This window comes from Bartonella sp. HY328, assembly GCF_025449335.1.
Classification (GTDB): domain Bacteria; phylum Pseudomonadota; class Alphaproteobacteria; order Rhizobiales; family Rhizobiaceae; genus HY038.
On the sequence record NZ_CP104883.1, the window covers coordinates 1,518,696 to 1,538,708 of the forward strand.

The window sequence follows — 20,013 nt, forward strand, 5'->3', positions numbered from 1 at the left end:
GTGATGTGATGAAGGACTAAAACGTATACTGCCTAGCCCATTCATCATGTTTCCTTAGAAAATTCTTAACGCCGTTTGGATTGGATTAAAGCATTTTTCGCGGATTCATAATACTATTTGGATCAAAGGCTAATTTTATTTTTCTCATTAAATCGATAGCGACTGGGGATTTAAAGGCGACAAGTTCTTCTCTTTTGAGTTGCCCAATACCGTGTTCTGCAGAAAATGCGCCGCCATAGCGCATGACAAGTGTATGTACATGATGATTAACATCAGCCCATTTGTTCAAAAATTCTTGGCGATCCATGTTAATTGGTTGGGTGATATTATAATGAAGATTGCCATCGCCCATATGACCAAAGCAGACAATGCGGGCCGAAGGAATGAGAGTTTCAACCAATTCGCCTGCTTCAGCAATAAAATCAGGAATCGCAGCTACAGGCACTGAAATATCATGCTTAATAGAGCCGCCTTGTTTCTTCTGTGCTGGCGACATTTCTTCACGCATTGTCCAAAATTCGTTTTCTTGTGTTTTATTAGAGGCGATAACCGCATCTAGAATTATATTTTTTTCTAAGGTCTCGCTCAAAATATCTTCAATGAATTGGCGTGCTTCAGCATCTGAATGAGGAGAGGAAATATCAATCAACACATACCAAGGGTAGGGGGCAGAGAATGGATCGCGACTTTTAGCATTGTAATCGACCGTAAATTCTAGTCCTATGCGCGGCATAAGCTCAAATCCAGTCAGCATAGTACCAGCCTTATCATGGGCTATAGTAAAAAGTTGAAGTGCTTCAAAAGGTGATTTTACACCAACATAAGCAACGGCTTTGCCTCTAGGCTTTGGGTATAATTTTAGCACTGCCGCTGTAATAATACCAAGCGTACCTTCTGCACCAATGAAAAGGTCTTTTAAATCATAACCGCTATTATCTTTTTTTACTTGGCGTAAATCATCTAAAATGCGGCCATCTGGCAATACAACTTCAAGGCCAAGACATAATTCGCGGCTATTGCCATAGGATAATACAGCAGTACCACCAGCATTAGATGATAGGTTGCCGCCAATTTGACAAGAACCTTCTGACCCGAGTGAAAGCGGAAAAAGGCGATTGGCCTCATTGGCAGCGTCCTGCACATTCTTTAAAATAACGCCGGCTTCGGCCAATATAAGATTACCCTGTACATCTATAGAGCGAATTTTATTGAGCCGCGCAAGTGAAATAATGATTTGGTTGCCACTTGTATCAGGCTGTTGGGCGCCGACGAGACCAGTATTGCCTCCTTGCGGAACAATGGCGGTTTTTGTTTCATTGGCAAGCTGCATTATTTCTGAGACTTCTTGAGTAGATTGCGGGCGTAATACAAGCGGCGTCTTGCCGTGATAAAGCCCACGCTGCTCAATCAAATAAGAGCTTAAAATATCAGGATCCGTAATTGCATTATTTATGCCCACAATAGCAACAAAGCGCTCGATTAAATCTGGTGTCATGTTTTACCTCTTGAATCAAAAAAGTTGCTAATATTGGCACAGCTGCCAGCGTTTAAAGTAGTTATGATAAAGTTATATGAAAAGCGTTGACTTTAACAGTAATTAAAATTTCTTAAAAAGATTTTTACTCTCACCGCACCAAGTTTTTGATCCTCGACGGGCTTTCAGCTTTTATACAAACAAGGTGAAAAGTTAAAAACACCCATTAAAATTATTTGCCAAGTGAAGAGGCAAGTGAACAGCCAAGTAGTTTCGGCTTGTTAATAGGCTTAGCCAACTTTTCTCTATATCTAACCGTTTTTATTATCATTAGTGCTTTAAGCTTATGGCTTGGTATAGATGGTATTTTTAGTAAGGGGGCATAAAATAGTGTTTATAAAAGCAAAAAAGCCGCCCAGTGGGCGGCTTATTATTTGAGAAAAACAAACTTAATTAAGTTTTGTTTTTACCTGCTCAAGCGAATTATGAAACAATTTATCTGATTTATTGCTATCTAATTCTTCGCTAATTATTTTTCCAGCAGCTGCGATTGCAATGTCAACTGCTTTTGAACGTACTGCAGCAATTGCATCGGCTTCAGCAAGAGAAATTTTTTGCTCGGCCAAACGATTGCGGCGCTCTACATATTCTTCGGTCTTGCGACGTGCATCTTCAGTTAATGCTACTGCTTCGCGTTGCGCAACTGCAATAATGTCTGCGGCTTCCTTTTCCGCTTCAGAACGCTTGCGCTGATATTCTGCTAAAAGCTGCTGAGCGTCTTCACGTAGGCGGCGGGCATCTTCCAATTCAGAAGAAATGCGTTCCGAACGTGCATCCAACGCTTTGCCAATCCAACTAGGAACTTTTAAATAGGCTAGAATGGCCAAAAAAAGTATAAGCGCAATAAGGGCCCAAAAAGTATCGGTCATTATGTTCTCCTATTATTCGCTTACGGATTTAACGGCTTTAGATAAAGAATCAGCAGTTGCTTCGCTGCCAATAAAATCTTGAACAATTTGCTGCGCGGTATCGGCTGCTATTTGGCCAACATCTTGCATTGCACGGTCTTTAATATCACCAATGCGCTTTTCTGCTGCAGCTAATTTTTCTTCTAATTCAGCTTCTACGGTTTTACGTTCCCGTTCAGCCTTAGCTTTTGCTTCATCATTAGCAGCTTGTGCAATAACAAGGCCTCTTGCGCGTGCCTCTGAAAGTTCTTTTTCATAGGCGCTAACAGCAGCATCTGCTTCTTGTTTCATACGGGCTGCTTGATCTAAATCAGATGCAATACGATCGCGTCTATTTTCAATGACAGAACCGATGCGTGGAACAGCAACTCTTGCAATAAAAATATAAAAAAGACCAAAACAAATGATCAACCAAAAAAGATGGGATGCAAAATAGGTCGAATCAAAGGGAGGGAAACTGCTGCCACCATGCCCAGCTGAGGCATGCTCTGCGGTGGATTCAACGCCTTGTGCAAAAGCTGAGGACACGAACATCCAATTCATCCTTCATAGAAGCAATAAACCTTAATCGGCTTATCGAAGTGTAATCTGATACAATCTGGAACTATAGCTTAAAAGATGTGCCCAAATTAAAGGGCACATCTTTAAAAGTGTGATTATGCGAACAGAAGAATAAGAGCAACGAGCAATGAGAAAATGCCCAAAGCTTCTGTCACAGCAAAACCAAATACAAGGCGGCCGAACTGGCTGTCAGCAGCTGATGGGTTGCGCAATGCACCTGAAAGGTAGCTACCGAAGATGTTGCCAAGACCAAGAGCTGTTCCTGCCATACCAAAACAGGCTAGACCGGCGCCGATGTATTTTGCTGCTTCCGCTTCCATAAAATTCTCCTTTGAATAAAGCGCGTATGTGGTTTATGCGCATATTGGAATGTGGCGGTGGACCGCCGGTTGGTTAGTGACCAGGATGCACTGCATCATTGAGATACATACAGGTCAATACTGTGAACACATATGCTTGCAAGAATGCAACCAAAAATTCAAGTGCTGTAATAGCGACATTCATTACCAAAGGCAAGATGGCGCCGCCAAAACCAATTGGCCCCATTGCAGCTAAGCCAACGCAAAAACCTGCAAACACTTTCAATGTAATGTGTCCTGCCAACATATTGGCGAACAAACGAACTGAAAGGCTGATGGGACGAGATAAAAATGAAATAACTTCAATAACTGTAACGATTGGCACAATGATCGCTGGCACGCCCTTAGGGACGAAGAGTTTGAAAAATCCAAAGCCATGCTTAAACACGCCATAAAATACGACGGTCAATATAACCAACATAGCTAAGCCAAAGGTGATCATAATTTGTGTTGTAACGGTGTAGAAGTAAGGGAAAAGACCAATGAAATTGGCAATTAACACGAACATAAACAAGGAAAATACAAGTGGGAAAAACCGCATGCCTTGTGTTCCAGCAGATTCGCGCAGGGTATTTGCAACAAATTCATAAGCCATTTCTGAAACTGATTGACCGCGTGTTGGCACAAGGCCACGACTTGATGAGGTCAAAAGCAAAAATGCTGCTGAGGCGACAATAGTTATAACCATAAAAAGGGATACATTGGTAAATGATAAATTCCAACTACCGATATTAATATGGATCAGATCTATTATTTGAAACTGATGAATAGGATCCAACGTTGCCTCCTTAATGAGCAGTCAAATCAGCCTTGCGGCTTAATTATCTTTATCTTTATTCTGCTTGCCGATAGAGTTTTCATCCATCATACCAACAGAACGTAATACATTCATAACGCCAGCAGCAAATCCTAGAAAGAGAAAAACAATTAATCCCCAAGGATTTGTACCAATTAATTGATCAAAGCCAAGACCTAAAACAACGCCGACAACAATGGCTGCTAAAAACTCACTAGAAAGTTTTATCGCATAGCTTGTATTCGGTGGTGTTTTCTCTGGTTCTGGTTGTTTAAACGCTCCTTTTTGGATCAAAGCCTGTTCTAGGCGATGTTTGCGCTCATCCAAATCCATCATATCAGAGTGTTGATGCTCATCAATGGCGTCACTGTTTGGCTTGTCAGGCTGATTCCCTTTGGCCATAAATGTCCCCTATTAATGAGTGGCAACGTACTAACTTTAACCTTTTAGGTTGCGCGCAACATATTGTTACTGGAGCAATTCGTCAAGACTTGAAAATAGCCCTAACACAGAGAAAGTCCTAGTTTTTTGGCTGTTAGATCTTAAAATCACAGTAAATGGTTTTGCTAAAAGCAAATTGTGTCCATAATTTTGCCAAAAATTTAAATTTCTTCTTTCAAAGATCAAGTCTATTGAAGAATTTTTGCGCCTGAAAATGAAAGACTCAGTCGCTGGGCCTTGGCGTTAATGCTTATTTTAGCAGGGTATTTAATGATTCTATTGCATGATAAAATAGTAAAAGACACCAAAATTTAGTTTGGTATCTTTTGTTATCTATGATTGGATTTTATCCTAAAATATTTTGCGTAATAAGTGCTAATGAGCGCTAATTATTAGCCCCAGCCGCCATTTTTGGTACGGTAAAAAATATGAAGGCCAATTTTTTCCATCTTATACATTGAGCTTGCCCAATTAGGGCGTACATAGGAGGCATGGTAATGAGTGGAAGAACCAACATCTGGCAACCAAATTTGGCCTGCTGAAACTGCCTTAGCAATATCTTGGGCGATGCGCCAATGACGTTTTTCGGTGACAAGATGCTTTTTACCATCGCAGGCAAAAGAAAATTGGCAGCGATTGCGCCAGTTTACATTTTGATAGACAACACCACATATTGTATTAGGATAAGAAGGATTTCTGACACGGTTTAGAACGACCTGAGCTACTGCAGCCTGACCTTTAATTGTTTCGCCACGTGCTTCAAAATAAATTGCCTCAGCAAGGCATTTTTGTTCTTTTGCCGTAAATGAAGATGCAGGCAATGGAGTTGCTGCCCATGCATGGTCCTTTGGACCAATAGGTGGGATAAAGCGTCCAGCAGTTTTATCCGCATCGGTCAAAATAGAATCAAATGGCGATTCCTTAGCTGTCCCTGCATTGCTTGGTGCATAGCCAAGAGCGAGAATGTCTGGCTTATCATTGGTAACTAAAGATGCCAACATTTCTGGCACTGGAAGTTTTGGGAGTTCCTTGCGTTTTGGTACCGGAATGATTCCTAATGCAATTTGGAATTGGCCCTTAGCTTTCTCAGGTGGAACAAGGCGCGCTATATGTTTTTGCTCCAATTGGGACATTGCAGGCAATTTTATCGAGCGATCTATTTGTGTGCCTGCTAGTACAAGACGCAAATCCCCTGATTTGCGTGGCATGAAAGCTTGCTTGGCATGAGTATTTATGCGTTGTTCATTGGAAACGGAGCTTACCAAATCACCATCAAGTTTTGGCTCCAATAATAAACTATTTGCTAGTCCCTCACTCAGCTTTACTTTTTCATTAAACCGTTGGCGACTTGCTTCCAATGTAGCAACTGTATCATTTTGTAAAATACGATCAGACTTTTTATTCGCTGCAACTGTCGCAGAACTTACGAGAAGTGTCGTATTGGCTGCAATAAGTGGAGTGGTCATCTGCCTTTGTAGCGTTGACATGCCGACAATAGAAATTCCAGCGCCAAGTATGAGCGGAAAAATATAGCGGGTGGGGGAGCGTTTTTCAGGCAGCATTAAAGGTGCCTCGTAATAACGCCCTTCTGGCAAATGATAGCTGGCAGGGGCAGTAAGTTGGTATAACTGATGATTCTTAGGCGATTGGCGGCCAAAAAAGTTTTGAATAATGCTCACCGCTTAAACTCCAGCGCAATAAAAATAATTAAAGAATAGAATCACCATGTGTTCCACCCGTGTGATTTGGGTAGAATGCAACAGTAAACTTTATTTAAGGTTAACAATGTGTGTTCGAGCGAACGAATGGTTAATAACATTGGTTAACGCATTCGTATATGATTAATTTAGAAAGAAAGACATTTTTTTATTCGCTGTAATAAGCCGTGTCTATTATTGGTGGCATAAGATGATATTTCAGCGTATTTCTGGGCTTTTTCATAAGGCTTATTTTGAGCTTTTTTTAAAAAAATTTTTTTAATTTTTACCAAAGATAAAATGGTTAAGATCTAACTTAATAAATTTACGTTGCTCATCCGATAATTGCGTCTTGTATATTAACTATAATCTGCTGCGTGGAAAAATTAAAATGGTGCACAATAGACTTGATTGGTGCTTAAGTAAGTTGGGATTCATTTACTGAATATGTAGCGTGTAGGTTTTAAGGCAAAGCTTTTAGCGGTGCGCGCTCATAGCGCTATTAGTCATTCTTGAAAATTGGTAGAGTGACTGTGAGGTGTGATCTTTGATCTGCCGCTAATAATGCAAATAATATGGCTTTGATACAGTGTTTAAAGCGCATTAATATTTAAAACGCGTTGCTATTTAAAACTAGATCTTGCTTTTAAATCAAATAGTTGCAGATATATTTGAATGTGAAAAGCGCCGATGCTTTTATCGCAACGGCGCTTAAACTAATAATAAATATGATTAAATTAATGCTTTTTCTTAGCGCGTCCGGCAAATGGATTATCTGGTTTGCGCATCGATAATCTTATCGGAACGCCGGGCATCTTAAATGTCTCGCGTAAGCTGTTGACAAGATAGCGCAAATAGGATTGCGGCATAGCATCTGGGCGCGAACACGATATAACAAAGCCGGGTGGTCTTGTCTTAATCTGCGTCATATATTTAATTTTTAACCGGCGGCCGGATACTGCTGGCGGTGGATGGTGGGTAATAATCCCACCAAGCCAACGATTAAGTTTTGCTGTTGAAATGCGCCGGTTCCATATACGGTGAACCATTTCGACATTTTCCATCAGCTTATCAATACCTTGGCCGCGTTCACCGGAAATAGGAATAGCGCGTAAACCGCGAACTTGCGGCAGAAGCCTGCTGCATTTTTCGAGTAAGTCGGTTAAGGTTTCCTGCCGGTTTTCGATTAAGTCCCATTTATTGAAAGCAATAATTGGTGCGCGACCTTCACGTATAATAAGGTCAACAATTTGCAAGTCCTGCTTTTCAAATGGAATTGTTGCATCAAAAAGAACAATAACTACTTCGGCAAAGCGAACAGCTCTTAAAGTATCGGCAACAGAAAGCTTTTCCAACTTTTCTTGCACACGAGATTTACGTCTTAAACCAGCTGTGTCATGAAGTTTAATTTTTCTGCCGCGCCATTCCCAATCCACTGAAATAGAATCGCGAGTAATACCAGCTTCAGGGCCGGTCAATAAGCGGTCTTCCTCAAGCATGGTGTTGATTAATGTCGATTTGCCAGCATTAGGGCGGCCAACAATGGCGATACGCAGCGGCTTGGTATCGTCATATTCTGGCTCTTCAGCATCGGGATCATCAATGTCATCACCAATGGAAGCAGATTCGATCTTGAGGCGTTCTTCCTCTTTTTCTTTTTCAAATGCTTTTTCTGAACCAACGGCTTCAACGATGGCATCACGCAAGTCCGACATGCCAAGACCATGCTCGGCAGAAATAGGACATGGTTCACCAAAGCCTAATTTCCAAGCATCATAAAAATTGCCATTTGCATCCTTTGCTTCGGATTTATTGGCAATGAGAATGATTGGCTTGCCAGATTTTCGCACAAGTGAAGCAAATGTTGTATCAGCTGGCGTAAGGCCAGCTTTTGCATCAAGCACGAAAAGAATAAGATCTGCTTCTTCAATGGCCGCGCGTGTTTGCGCTCGCATACGGCCTTCAAGTGTGTCATTGGCAGCTTCTTCAAGGCCGGCGGTATCAATAATGTCAAAACGTAAATCTTGTAGACGCGCGGCATGATGCCGGCGGTCGCGGGTTACGCCTGGTGTATCATCGACAATTGCTAGCTTTTGACCAACTAGACGATTAAATAAGGTGGATTTCCCAACATTGGGTCTTCCAATAATAGCGATTGTAAGGGCCATAAATTAGCCTTTTGTACTTTCTGTGCGGCTATTGATCAGGCCCAACATAAGTTGAGCTCGGGCTGCTAAGCCTGTGCCGTCACTTTCACTTTCTTTAGTGATTTGTTGAAAATATTTTTTGGCTTCGGCTAAATTGCCAGCTTTCCATGCAGAAAGCCCCAAAATTTCCCATGCTGAAAATCGCATTGGATTATTATCGGAGGCGAAAACAGCAACGCGTTGGCTTAACTCGTTAAATGTTGCTGTGTCGACCAAGATATATGCCGCACGAATACTGGCAACATCTTTTAAGCCATTTGGGGTGTCGCTGTTTTGAGCTATTTTATCAAACATAGCAACAGCACCTTGTTTATCACCTTTTTCAAAGGTTAAAGCCGCTTGGCGCATTTGTGCAAGTGCTGAATAGCCACCAAAATTGGAATCTTCAACTTGCTTAAGACTTGCCATTGCTTCATCGATTTTGCCGCCTTTAGCAAGATCGGCTGCAAACAGCATTGTGTCGCCAATTCCGGCAGCTTTATTGTTTTGCCAATAGCTATAACCCTGCCAAACTGCAGTACCAAGAACAAGGGCAACAGCACCGCCGATAATCATCGGCCCAAAACGTCCCCATAAAGCACGCGCTTTTTCTTGACGAATTTCTTCGTTAACTTCGCGAATAAAGCTGTCGTCTTCTGCCATTACAAAACTCTCTATGGTAATTTATCTCGTTAAAGATAGCTTTTAAGCATAAATGCGGCAATAGCAAAGCTATTTTTTGCACTTGAATAATTTTTAACTGAACTTTGATCATTCTAGCACTTCATCAAAGCTTTTTTTTGAGGATAGCTTGTTTAAATTGCGATAAATTTGAAAAATTCAATCCAATTCAATACAATTTAATTCAATGTCATTGGCTTTTGCTGGAGTATTGGAGCGTTTAAGCGTTAGGCTGATTTTTTTGCTGATAAAACGTAAATATAAAAAACCATAAATTAGTCCAATAATTGCTGATAGTCCTGAACCTAATAACACACCGATCTTAGCGCTTGCTAATTGTTCGGGATTGCTAAAAGCCAACATGGCAACAAAAATTGCCATAGTAAAGCCAATGCCAGCCAATAAGCCAACCAATATCATGGCGCGCCAGTCAACTTGTGGGGGCAGGCGGCAGGCACCCAATTTAACGGCGATAAAACTCGTTAAAATAATGCCGAGCGGCTTGCCTATGATAAGGCCTGCCATTACCCCGATGGTTATTCCTAATGTACCATTAGCAGAAAGATTGATGTCGCCAAGGTAGATTCCTGCATTGGCAAGCGCAAAAACCGGCATAATAAAAAACGCAACCCAAGGATGAAGATGCTTTTCAACAATCGCGAGTGGATTTATCAAAGCCTTATGGGGCTTATTGTCTTTACCAAGCTGTAAAGGTTGATAAATAATTGGCGTTAAAAGTCCAAGAACGACACCCGCAAGAGAGGGGTGGATGCCGGCTTTCCAAAGGCCAAACCAAAGCACACTTGCTGGTAATGAATAAGCAAAAGCTGATGAAATACCAAAGAAATGAAAAATATAGATAAGACCAATAGCTGCAATAGCAATTAGCAGTGCTGAAGCGTCAATGCCATTGGAATAGAAAACTGCAATAATAAGTACGGCGATAATATCATCAATGATCGCAAGTGAAAGCAGTACTACGCGAATATTGCTCGGCAAAGAACGCCCAAGGAGGGCTAGAATACCAACAGCAAAGGCGATATCGGTGGCAGTTGGAACTGCCCAGCCGTGATGGCTAATTGGATCTGTGTTAAACAGCATATAAATGAGGGCTGGTGCTAAAACGCCGCCAAGGGCTGCAATAATTGGTAATGTTGCCTGTTTAATGCTTGAAAGTGCGCCATTATGGATTTCTTTCCTGATTTCAAGGCCAGCAATGAGGAAAAAAAATGTCATCAAGACATCATTGACCCAAAAATGCAGATCCCAATTTAAAGAAAACGCGCCTAGTGAAATACCAAGTTTTGTATGCCAAAAACCAACATAGGTTTCATAAAAAGATGAATTGGCCCAAAATAGCGCAATGGCTGCGGCAGCAATTAAAAGGACACCTGCAAAAGCTTCCAAGTGCATAAGCTTTTTGATTTGAATTAAAATGCAGAAATAAATTTTGGCAATGAAATGGGGTTTTGTTACCGATTGCGATGGTTGATCTTGATAGTTCATAAGTATAGCTCCGCTATCTCAGCGGCCCGACCAAGAACATTCCTGCCAATAGATTATTCTAATTGACACCCTCGCATTTATTATAAGATATTTTTTCGTTTATTCAACCGTTTCTCATATGACAAACGAAAATTGAATTTTATTGTCTAGCCATGGGAACCAACTTCTTCCCATGGCTTGTTTAAACTCTAATGTTTTCAGCTTGGTTCTTACACTAGATTTGTTGCGCGACTTGTTGGTGATCTGTAGTGCGAGGAATAACAACAACTTTACTACCCACAGTAACGCGGTTGTAAAGATCGATGATATCTTGGAATAGAAAACGGATGCAGCCAGACGATACGTTTTTACCAATACTCCATTCTTCCGTGGTTCCATGCAAGCGGAACAAAGTATCGCGCCCATTACGGTAAAGATAAAGTGCCCGAGGGCCTAAGGGATTTTGTGGGCCAGGTGCCATGCCGCCGCCAAGATGTCCATAACGCTCTGGCAATCTTCTCATCATGCTAGGGGTCGGTGTCCAAGATGGCCACATTGCTTTACGACCAATAATCGCATCGCCGCTAAAGTTTAGAGTATTATTTTCGGCAATGCCAACACCATAACGGATAGCCTGATCGTCTTCCATGACAAAATAGCAAAAATAATTATTAAGATCGACGACTAAAGTGCCAGGTGTATAAGAACTTGGATAAGCAACAATTTGGCGCCAATAGATTGGGTCTATTTTACTAATATCTGAAGCTTTGACGGGGTAAGGTTCACTGTCAATTGCACCATACATTTCAAGATAATAGGGATTAATTTTTTTGGCTGGCGCTGGGGTTGCGTCAGCAATATGGCGTCCTGTTGCACTGCATGCACCTAAAGCAAGCGGTGCGGAAAGCATAAATATTCTTCGGCTCAATTTACCTGACATTACTTCAACCTTGATTCGGATAGAAATTGTTTCGCATAATTGTGGATGTGGCTAATTTAAGAATTTGGCATAAACTTGTTGGTGATTATCTTTATAGATAATTATGAAAAAATTTCTTAATCATTGCTGATAAACGTGTATGATCACAAAAAGTTTCACGTTATCATGCTTATTTATTGGTAATAGCTTGGTTATATTTAAGATAATGGTTGTGATTAATAAAGCCTAAGTCATCAATTTTCTTGGTTTTAAGAGAGGCGAATTTCAAATGAATTTGCGTATAGGACATTCGGCATGTCCTCATGATTGCCCCTCGACATGCGCCTTAGATATAGAATTATTGGCAGATAATCGCATTGGTCGGGTAAGAGGATCGAAAGATAATAGTTATACTGCTGGGGTGGTTTGTGCCAAAGTTGCCCGTTATGCCGAGCGTGTCCATCATAGTGAGCGCTTATTAACACCTTTAAAGCGCATTGGTGAAAAAGGTGCGGGGCAATGGCAAGCTATCGGGTGGGAAGAAGCGCTAGATATTATTGCAGAAAAAATCACTGAGCAAGTTGAGCATTTTGGGTCACAAACGGTTTGGCCTTATTACTTTGCGGGCACAATGGGCTTGGTGCAGCGTGATTCGATTAATCGTCTACGGCATGCAGGAAATTTCTCCAAGCAGTTTTCTACTTTTTGTACCAATACTGCGGTGACTGGTTATTTTGCTGGAGCAGGGCGTATTGCAGGCGTTGATCCGCGTGAAATGGAAAAATCCGATTGCATTGTCATTTGGGGCACCAATGCTGCGGCTACGCAAGTTAATGTGATGACCCATGCCGTGCGCGCTCGTAAAGAGCGTGGAGCAAAGATTGTTGCGATTGATGTTTTTGAAACCGCAACGGTAAAGCAAGCTGATATTGGGCTTATCTTAAAGCCTGGAACTGATGCGGCGCTTGCTTGTGCGGTGATGCATGTGCTTTTTCGTGATGGTTATGCAGATTATGCCTATATGAAAGCCTACACCGATGATCCTTTTGGGCTTGCGGCTCATGTTGCCAATAGGGATCCATTATGGGCTGCGAAAATTACTGGTTTAAGTGTTGCGGAAATTGAAGAATTTGCCAAGGTGATTGGTGAGACCAAACGCTGTTTTTTTCGTCTTGGTTTTGGCTTTACCCGTCAACGCAATGGCGCTGTTGCTATGCATGCGGCACTCTCTATTCCTGCTGTACTTGGCTCTTGGCAATATGAAGGAGGAGGGGCATTTTTTTCCAATTCTGATATTTATGTGCTAAATCGTGATGAGATTACTGGAAAGAAATTGGCGGACCCTACTATTCGCAGTCTTGATCAGTCAAAAATTGGTCGTATCCTTTGTGGGGATAAGGATACGCTTTATGGTGGCCCTCCAGTCAATGTACTTTTTATTCAAAATACCAATCCAGTTAATGTCGCTCCTGAACAGCGCCTTATTCGGCAAGGTTTTCTGCGAGATGATCTTTTTACGGTTGTGCATGAACAGTTCATGACCGATACCGCAAAGCTTGCCGATATTGTTTTACCTGCAACTATGTTTGTCGAGCATGATGATATTTATTGTGGTGGTGGTCATCAACACATCATTCTTGGACCAAAATTGATTGAGCCACCTTTAGGGCCAAAACCTAATTTGTTTGTCATTAACCAACTTGCACAGCGTCTTGGCTTTGCAGGGTTTGATTTTGACGAAAAAACATTGATTGATGATTTATTGGTAAAAAGTGGTTTTGGTGGTTTTGAGGAGTTGCAAGAAAAACGCTGGTATGATGTGCAGCCATCTTTTGATGAAGCGCATTTTATCAATGGCTTTGGTTGGGATGATAAGCGCTTTCACTTTAAAGTAAATTGGCTGGATGAAAATTTTCCTAACCGTCCGCCAGCCTCAATGGGGTATCAGGGAAACTGGCAAGAAATGCCGCAATTTCCTGATCAATGGGATAATATTGAGCACATCAGTGAAGATTGCCCATTTCGATTGGCTACATCACCAGCGCATAATTTTTTAAATTCTACTTTTGCTGAAACGCCAACATCATTACAAAAAGAGAGGCGGCCGGAACTCTATATCCATCCAGAAGATGCTAAAGTGCTGGATATTGAGGATGGAGAGATTGTTGCAACAGGAAATGCACGCGGGGAAGTGCGGCTGCATGCTAAGATTTTTGCTGGGGTGCAACGCGGAGTGCTTATATCTCCTGGTATTTTCCCCAATAGTGCATTTATGGATGGCGAGGGCATAAATACGTTAACAGGCGCACAGTCACCTGCACCTAATGGTGGTTTAGCCGTTCATGATATTAGTGTGTGGGTTAAAAAATGCGCAAATTAAAATTGTTAGATTAATAGAATTTCAATCAACATAACGGCATTTATTCAGTTTTAATGAATCAGCATTGGGCTTGTGCCAAAGGAATATTAGATGGAAAATTGTAAAGCATTTATCACTGGCATTGCAGGTCTGTCATTAAATGATCAAGAACGTGCCTTTATTAAACAGCATAAGCCATGGGGATTTATCCTATTTGCACGCAATATTGACAATAGCGAACAATTATCTGCGCTTACTGATGATATAAGACTTGCATCTAATAATGAAAATACTTTGATTTTTATAGATCAAGAAGGCGGAAGAGTTCAGCGTTTACGCCCACCACTTGCTCCTAATTATCCAACGGCAGCCGCTCTTGGTGATATTTATAATAAAGATAGCGAGCAAGGCTTGCGCGCAGCTTGGCTCATGTCGCGGCTTCATGCTTTTGATTTAAAAAAATATGGCATTAATGCTGATTGTTTGCCGCTTTTAGATGTGCCAATTGCTGGTAGTCATGATGTTATTGGCTCGCGTGCCTATGGTCATACACCTGAGATTGTCACCGCAATGGGTAAAGCTGCAGCACAAGGACTTATTGACGGTGGTGTTTTACCGGTTATGAAGCATATACCTGGCCATGGCCGTGCCATGTGTGATACGCATTTGGCATTAGCGCGGGTAGAAGCCGATATTAATGAATTAAAGCAATCTGATTTCATTCCATTTAAGCAATTAGCGCATTTGCCAACCGCAATGACAGCACATGTTGTCTATGAAGCAATTGATCAAGAGCAAACGGCCACCCTATCATCCAAAGTTATTTCTGATATTATTCGTGGTGATATCGGCTTTGATGGCCTGTTAATGACCGATGATTTATCCATGAAAGCACTGTCTGGAACGATAGGTAATTTAGCACGGCAGGCATTTATAGCTGGTTGTGATATGGCTTTGCATTGTAATGGTAATTTTAGCGAAATGTTGGAAGTTGCTGAAAATAGCCCATATTTACAAGAAAAGGCCGCGCAAAGAGCCGCTAATGCCGAATGCTTTGTTGTAAATATGATAGCTGCTGATGAAAAAGAATTACGGCAAGAATTTGCTCAATTTTTTCCAGAAACGCTAAGTTTTTAATTGTTTTATGCTTTTTAATCAATAGGCTATAAGGAATATTTGTTATTTTGGCTTTAGCAGGAAAAACACCGCAATCTGATGCACCTCCCATGAGCGAATGGTGGGATGATGAAGCGCGCGGTGTGAGTGAGCCGGAATTGGTGGTTGATGTCCAAGGTTTTGAGGGGCCTATGGATCTTCTCTTGCATCTTTCGCGCACGCAAAAAGTTGATTTAACCCGTATTTCGATTGTCGCGCTGGTTGATCAGTATTTACAGTTTATCAAACAAGCGCAACAGGTAAGATTAGAGTTGGCAGCTGATTATCTGGTTATGGCTGCTTGGCTTGCTTATTTAAAGTCACGGTTATTGGTTCCTAAAAAACAAGGGGAGCAAGAAGCAAGTGGTGAAGAAATGGCGGAAATGTTGCAATTTCGCTTGCGGCGTTTGGAAGCCATGCGCGATGCTGCTGGTAAATTGATTAATCGCAACCGTTTGGGGCGCGATGTTTTTAAACGTGGCGCGCCAGAAATGGTTGTGGTTGAGCGAAAAAATCGTTTCAATACGACACTTTATGAGTTGTTAACGGCCTATACTGGAATAAGGCAGCGGCAGGCGGTCAGTCATGTTGAAGTTGGCAACCGTAAGGTCTGGCCACTTAAATATGCTCGGCAAATTTTAAGCCGTATGGTGGGTGAGCTTTCACATGATTGGTTGGCGCTTGATCAATATTTGCTTCGTTTTATCAGTGATGACAAAGAGCGTAAGACTGCAATTGCCAGTGCTTTTGCAGCAAGTCTTGAAATGGTGCGTGAAGGTCAGGTAGAACTGCGGCAAAGTGGGGTTTTTTTACCGCTTTATATGCGTGTTAAACAAGACGATAGAGATGAAGATAGGGAACAGCTTAGCAATGGTTGAAAAGCCCAAATTTGACAATTCGCCTTTGCTGTTACGGATGGTAGAAGCAATTCTTTTTGCGTCATCCGAGCCCGTCTCGCGCAATGCATTGGCGGAGCGATTACCAAAAAATAGCAATATTGATTCCATAATTAACGAGTTAACTGAAATTTATAGTGGTCGCGGTGTTAATTTATGTCTTGTTGGCAATGCATTTGCTTTTCGTACCGCTCCTGATTTAAGCTTTTTATTATCCAAGGAAGAGCAAACAGCGCGAAAGCTGTCACGTGCAGCCTTAGAAGTTTTGGCAATTATCGCCTATCATCAGCCGGTAACGCGTGCGGAACTTGAGGATATACGCGGCGTTGAAACCTCCAAGGGAACACTTGATGTTTTGATGGAGACCGGTTGGATAAAAATTCGCGGTCGAAGACGAACACCCGGTAGACCCGTCACTTATGGTACAACCCAAGATTTTCTTGATCACTTCACCTTACCCGATATTGGCGATTTGCCGGGTATGGAGGAGTTGAAAGGGGCGGGACTTTTATCCTCGCGCTTGCCTGAAAACTTTACTATACCGATTCCTTCGGTTCATGGCGATGAATTGAGTCTTGAAGAAGATCCTTACGAGGATATTGACTTGGAGCAGCTTGGGCTTTTGCCGCCTAAAGATAGCGATTAAGCTTTTTAGATCAATAAGTATTGATATGGGTTAATAAAATTGCCAAATTTGCATAGTAGCGTTTGAAACTTGGATGAAAAGCTTCTAAAGTGTTAAAGTTGAATTGTTGTAATAAGGAAATTGACGCAAATGGGTTTCGGTTCTATTTGGCATTGGATTGTTGTTTTAGTGATTGTGTTGCTATTGTTTGGTAGCGCTAAAATTCCTAATTTGATGGGTGATGTGGCAAAGGGTATTAAAAACTTCAAGTCCGGTATGAAGGATGATGAAGATGAAAAGCAGGCTGATACCAAAACGATTGATGCAAAGAGTGGTGACGCTGTTGCCAGCAATAAAGCATCGGTTGATGAAAAATCTTCAGAAAATAAATGATTTAACATGGGTTGGACTTTAAAATAGTTGTCCGCTTTAATGTTGGCTGTAGTAATTTAATAGGCTATCTTCCAATATCTAATTGTATTTATTAATGTATATAATCATTAAGTAGTCATAAAAAGCCATTATTTGTTGCGCGAGGGTTGTTGATGTTTGGAATTGGTTGGTCTGAATTTCTGGTTATTGCTATTGTAGCAATAATTGTAATTGGACCAAAAGATTTACCAAAGGTGATGCGTTCTTTGGGTAAGGCAACTGCAAAAATGCGCAGCACCGCAGCAGAGTTTCGTCAACAGTTTGACGACGCGATGAAAGACGCGGAGCTTGATGACGTAAAATCCGCGCTTGATGAGGTTCGCAATCTTGATCCAAGGCGCAGTTTTACGCAGGTATTTGATCCATTTCGTGATGCTGCTAATGATGTAAAACAATCACTAAGCCAAACAAATGATGCGTTGAAAGGTATTGCGTCTCCCTCACTAAAAGACCAAGCTATTTTGGATAGTAGCAATTTATTGCCGCCTGCAAATTATCATGATGATGATAATTATCTGATGAGTGAAAAGCCACACAGTGTAAATCAGCAAGACCATTACGCATTTGATGCTTCACCGCATCATCACGGTAAGGGTGTAAAACGCCATGCCAGCTTTGAAATGAAGCGTCCTTTGCGTAAACATCGCTTGAAGCATAATAGCGGGCGTTTTTCACGCAATAGCCATGGGAAAAAAGCCGCCTATTATTTCGAGCGATCTATAAAGTCGCCGCCATTGGGTCAAATTTTTAATAATAAGAATGGGGCGCAAAGTTCCGATGAGTGAAAGCAAAAATATAGCGGCAGATAAAGCAGAAAATATGGATGATAGTGCGGCGCCATTAATGGATCATTTAAATGAGCTGCGCTCAAGATTGATTTGGTGCATTGTCGCCTTCTTGATTGCTTTTGTTCTATGTTTTACTTTTGCTGTCGATATTTTTAATTTTATTGTCCGTCCTATGCAATGGGCGATGGTTTGGCATGGTGATGACCCTGCTAATTTAACTTTGATATATACTGATTTATTTGAATTTGTTTTTGCAAAGATTAAAATTGCCGCTTTTGGTGGCGTGGTTATTGCTTTCCCAGTTATTGCAATACAGCTCTATCGCTTTATTGCGCCTGGACTTTATAAAAATGAGCGCAATGCATTTTTACCATTTTTAATAGCTGGCCCTTTATTATTTTTGGTCGGTGCAGCTGTTGCTTATTATCTTGCAACGCCGATGGTGAGTTGGCTTGCGCTTTCAATGCAGCAGGTGCCGCAAGCTGGCGTTGATTTGCATGGAGCTGCAAAGATTGTATTATTGAACAAAGTGTCGGAATATTTGCGGCGGGTAATCTCCTTCGTGCTGGTTTTTGGTTTAATTTTCCAAATGCCAATTGTCACAAGTTTGCTGGTTAAAGTTGGTATATTATCCGCGCAAGGGCTTGCAAGTAAACGGCGATATGCAATTGTAGCTATGTTCGTTGTTGCGGCCGTTGTCGCGCCGCCCGATGTATTGAGCCATATTACGCTTGCACTTCCAATGGTGCTCCTTTACGAAGTATCGATTATTATTGCACGTATGATTGAAAGAGGACGAAAAGCAGCTGAAGATGATAGTGCTTAACTTGGCATTTGGTCTATAAAACCAAGTTTTATTTGTCTTCAAATCATTAGCTTTTTAAAAATGGTGAAAATTTATGCTTGATATTAAATGGATCAGAGAAAATCCACAAAGCCTTGATGAGGCTCTTCAAAAACGCGGCGCAGCTGCGCAATCTGCTGAAATCATAGCTCTTGATGCACAGCGTCGTGCCCATGTTTTTAATTTGCAAGAAATGCAAGAGCGCCGCAATGCTGCATCCAAAGAAATTGGTCAGGCGATGGCCAGTGGCGATAAAGAACGGGCAGAAAAATTAAAGGAAGAGGTTTCAGCCTTAAAGTCAGCCTTTAGTGAAGCAGAACAAGAAGAGCGCCGTTTAAATCAAGCGCTGGAAGATGTTTTGTGTCGTACGCCCAATATTCCGCTTGATGATGTGCCGGTTGGTCCTGATGAAAGTGCCAATGTTGAAGTGCGAAAATATGGCACGCCGCGCGAATTTAATTTTGCACCAAAAGAACATTTTGATATTGGTGAAGCATTAGGCGGTATGGATTTTGAACGGGCAGGGCGCATGTCTGGTGCGCGTTTTACGATTTTATCGGGTATGTTGGCGCGCCTTGAACGTGCACTTGGCCAATTCATGCTAGATCTTCATACCAATGAACATGGGTATCGTGAAGTGTCCGCGCCTATTCTTGTGCGTGATGAAGCGCTTTTTGGTACCTCGCAATTACCAAAATTTTCGGAAGATCTTTTTCAAACCACCGATGGCCGTTGGCTCATTCCTACAGCGGAAGTGCCGCTTACTAATTTGGTGCGCGAAGAGATTTTAGACGAAAGCATATTACCATTGCGCTTTACTGCATTAACCCCTTGCTTCCGCTCTGAAGCTGGTTCCGCTGGCCGCGATACGCGCGGTATGCTGCGTCAACACCAATTCTGGAAAGTTGAAATGGTGGCAGTAACCGATCGTGATTCTTCATTGCTTGAATTAGAGCGTATGACGGAATGTGCAGAAGAAGTGCTAAAGCGGTTAGATCTTCCATTCCGTACCGTTGTATTATGCACGGGCGATATGGGTTTTGGTTCTAAAAAAACCTATGATATTGAAGTTTGGTTGCCTGGCCAAAATGCTTATCGCGAGATTTCTAGCTGCTCGGTTTGTGGAGATTTTCAGGCTCGCCGTATGAATAGCCGTTATCGGGTAGAAGGTGAAAAAGCTTTACAATTCGTCCATACGCTTAATGGTTCAGGAACTGCTGTGGGACGTTGCCTTATTGCTGTACTTGAAAATTATCAGCAAGAAGATGGTAGCGTTATAATTCCTGATGCACTTGTTCCTTATATGGGCGGCGTCACGCGTATTGCTGCCCTTTGATATCATCATGC

The 20,013-nt window shown here is 41.7% G+C and carries 19 protein-coding genes; 8 read left to right on the forward strand and 11 right to left on the reverse strand.

Going from position 1 to position 20,013, the window contains the following annotated elements; all coding sequences use genetic code 11:
- Positions 1-85 precede the first annotated feature (85 nt).
- The 11 genes from N5852_RS06465 to N5852_RS06515 all read right to left on the reverse strand — a co-directional run bounded on the left by N5852_RS06465 (position 86) and on the right by N5852_RS06515 (position 11,588).
- Positions 86-1,495, reverse strand: coding sequence for an FAD-binding oxidoreductase (locus tag N5852_RS06465; RefSeq protein WP_262099585.1), 1,410 nt, complete (start codon positions 1,493-1,495; stop codon positions 86-88).
- A 428-nt stretch (positions 1,496-1,923) separates the two neighbouring features.
- Positions 1,924-2,403: a F0F1 ATP synthase subunit B gene (locus N5852_RS06470; RefSeq protein ID WP_262099586.1), complete on the reverse strand. Its 480-nt coding sequence runs from the start codon at positions 2,401-2,403 to the stop codon at positions 1,924-1,926.
- 12 nt (positions 2,404-2,415) lie between these two features.
- Positions 2,416-2,976 carry a F0F1 ATP synthase subunit B gene (locus N5852_RS06475; RefSeq protein WP_262099587.1) on the reverse strand — a complete coding sequence of 187 codons (561 nt, stop codon included), beginning with the start codon at positions 2,974-2,976 and terminating at the stop codon, positions 2,416-2,418.
- A 122-nt stretch (positions 2,977-3,098) separates the two neighbouring features.
- Complete coding sequence (locus N5852_RS06480; protein WP_182419182.1) at positions 3,099-3,323, reverse strand: F0F1 ATP synthase subunit C; 225 nt, start codon at positions 3,321-3,323, stop codon at positions 3,099-3,101.
- 73 nt (positions 3,324-3,396) lie between these two features.
- The gene (locus N5852_RS06485) at positions 3,397-4,155 is read right to left on the reverse strand and encodes a F0F1 ATP synthase subunit A (protein ID WP_262099706.1); all 759 of its coding nucleotides are present in this window, start codon (positions 4,153-4,155) and stop codon (positions 3,397-3,399) included.
- A gap of 24 nt (positions 4,156-4,179) precedes the next feature.
- The gene (locus N5852_RS06490; RefSeq protein ID WP_262099588.1) at positions 4,180-4,560 is read right to left on the reverse strand and encodes an AtpZ/AtpI family protein; all 381 of its coding nucleotides are present in this window, start codon (positions 4,558-4,560) and stop codon (positions 4,180-4,182) included.
- Positions 4,561-4,991: 431 nt separating this feature from the next.
- Positions 4,992-6,278, reverse strand: coding sequence for a cell wall hydrolase (locus tag N5852_RS14725; RefSeq protein ID WP_410004238.1), 1,287 nt, complete (start codon positions 6,276-6,278; stop codon positions 4,992-4,994).
- 755 nt (positions 6,279-7,033) lie between these two features.
- Positions 7,034-8,464 carry a ribosome biogenesis GTPase Der gene (gene der / locus N5852_RS06500; protein ID WP_262099589.1) on the reverse strand — a complete coding sequence of 477 codons (1,431 nt, stop codon included), beginning with the start codon at positions 8,462-8,464 and terminating at the stop codon, positions 7,034-7,036.
- A gap of 3 nt (positions 8,465-8,467) precedes the next feature.
- The gene (locus N5852_RS06505) at positions 8,468-9,145 is read right to left on the reverse strand and encodes a tetratricopeptide repeat protein (RefSeq protein WP_262099590.1); all 678 of its coding nucleotides are present in this window, start codon (positions 9,143-9,145) and stop codon (positions 8,468-8,470) included.
- A gap of 177 nt (positions 9,146-9,322) precedes the next feature.
- Positions 9,323-10,669 carry a Na+/H+ antiporter NhaA gene (gene nhaA, locus N5852_RS06510; RefSeq protein WP_262099591.1) on the reverse strand — a complete coding sequence of 449 codons (1,347 nt, stop codon included), beginning with the start codon at positions 10,667-10,669 and terminating at the stop codon, positions 9,323-9,325.
- A 214-nt stretch (positions 10,670-10,883) separates the two neighbouring features.
- Complete coding sequence (locus N5852_RS06515; RefSeq protein WP_262099592.1) at positions 10,884-11,588, reverse strand: L,D-transpeptidase; 705 nt, start codon at positions 11,586-11,588, stop codon at positions 10,884-10,886.
- Positions 11,589-11,856: 268 nt separating this feature from the next.
- On the opposite strand from N5852_RS06515, the gene N5852_RS06520 reads away from it, so the two are divergent.
- The 8 genes from N5852_RS06520 to serS all read left to right on the forward strand — a co-directional run bounded on the left by N5852_RS06520 (position 11,857) and on the right by serS (position 20,002).
- Positions 11,857-13,947: a molybdopterin oxidoreductase family protein gene (locus tag N5852_RS06520; protein ID WP_262099593.1), complete on the forward strand. Its 2,091-nt coding sequence runs from the start codon at positions 11,857-11,859 to the stop codon at positions 13,945-13,947.
- Positions 13,948-14,037: 90 nt separating this feature from the next.
- Complete coding sequence (gene nagZ / locus N5852_RS06525; RefSeq protein ID WP_262099594.1) at positions 14,038-15,063, forward strand: beta-N-acetylhexosaminidase; 1,026 nt, start codon at positions 14,038-14,040, stop codon at positions 15,061-15,063.
- Between the two features lie 89 nt (positions 15,064-15,152).
- On the forward strand, positions 15,153-15,959 hold the full coding sequence (locus N5852_RS06530) for a segregation and condensation protein A (RefSeq protein WP_262099707.1): 807 nt from the start codon (positions 15,153-15,155) through the stop codon (positions 15,957-15,959).
- The gene (scpB, locus tag N5852_RS06535; protein ID WP_262099595.1) at positions 15,952-16,623 is read left to right on the forward strand and encodes an SMC-Scp complex subunit ScpB; all 672 of its coding nucleotides are present in this window, start codon (positions 15,952-15,954) and stop codon (positions 16,621-16,623) included. The genes N5852_RS06530 and scpB overlap by 8 nt, the downstream gene beginning before the upstream one ends.
- 129 nt (positions 16,624-16,752) lie before the next feature.
- Positions 16,753-16,995 (forward strand): twin-arginine translocase TatA/TatE family subunit, encoded by a 243-nt coding sequence (locus tag N5852_RS06540; RefSeq protein ID WP_262099596.1) that lies wholly within the window; start codon positions 16,753-16,755, stop codon positions 16,993-16,995.
- 152 nt (positions 16,996-17,147) lie between these two features.
- Positions 17,148-17,819 carry a Sec-independent protein translocase protein TatB gene (gene tatB / locus N5852_RS06545; protein ID WP_262099597.1) on the forward strand — a complete coding sequence of 224 codons (672 nt, stop codon included), beginning with the start codon at positions 17,148-17,150 and terminating at the stop codon, positions 17,817-17,819.
- Positions 17,812-18,648, forward strand: a complete 837-nt coding sequence (gene tatC, locus N5852_RS06550; protein WP_262099598.1) for a twin-arginine translocase subunit TatC — start codon at positions 17,812-17,814, stop codon at positions 18,646-18,648. The genes tatB and tatC overlap by 8 nt, the downstream gene beginning before the upstream one ends.
- 73 nt (positions 18,649-18,721) lie before the next feature.
- A complete protein-coding gene (gene serS / locus N5852_RS06555) occupies positions 18,722-20,002 on the forward strand; it encodes a serine--tRNA ligase (protein WP_262099599.1) in 1,281 nt (426 codons plus the stop codon).
- Positions 20,003-20,013: the final 11 nt, after the last annotated feature.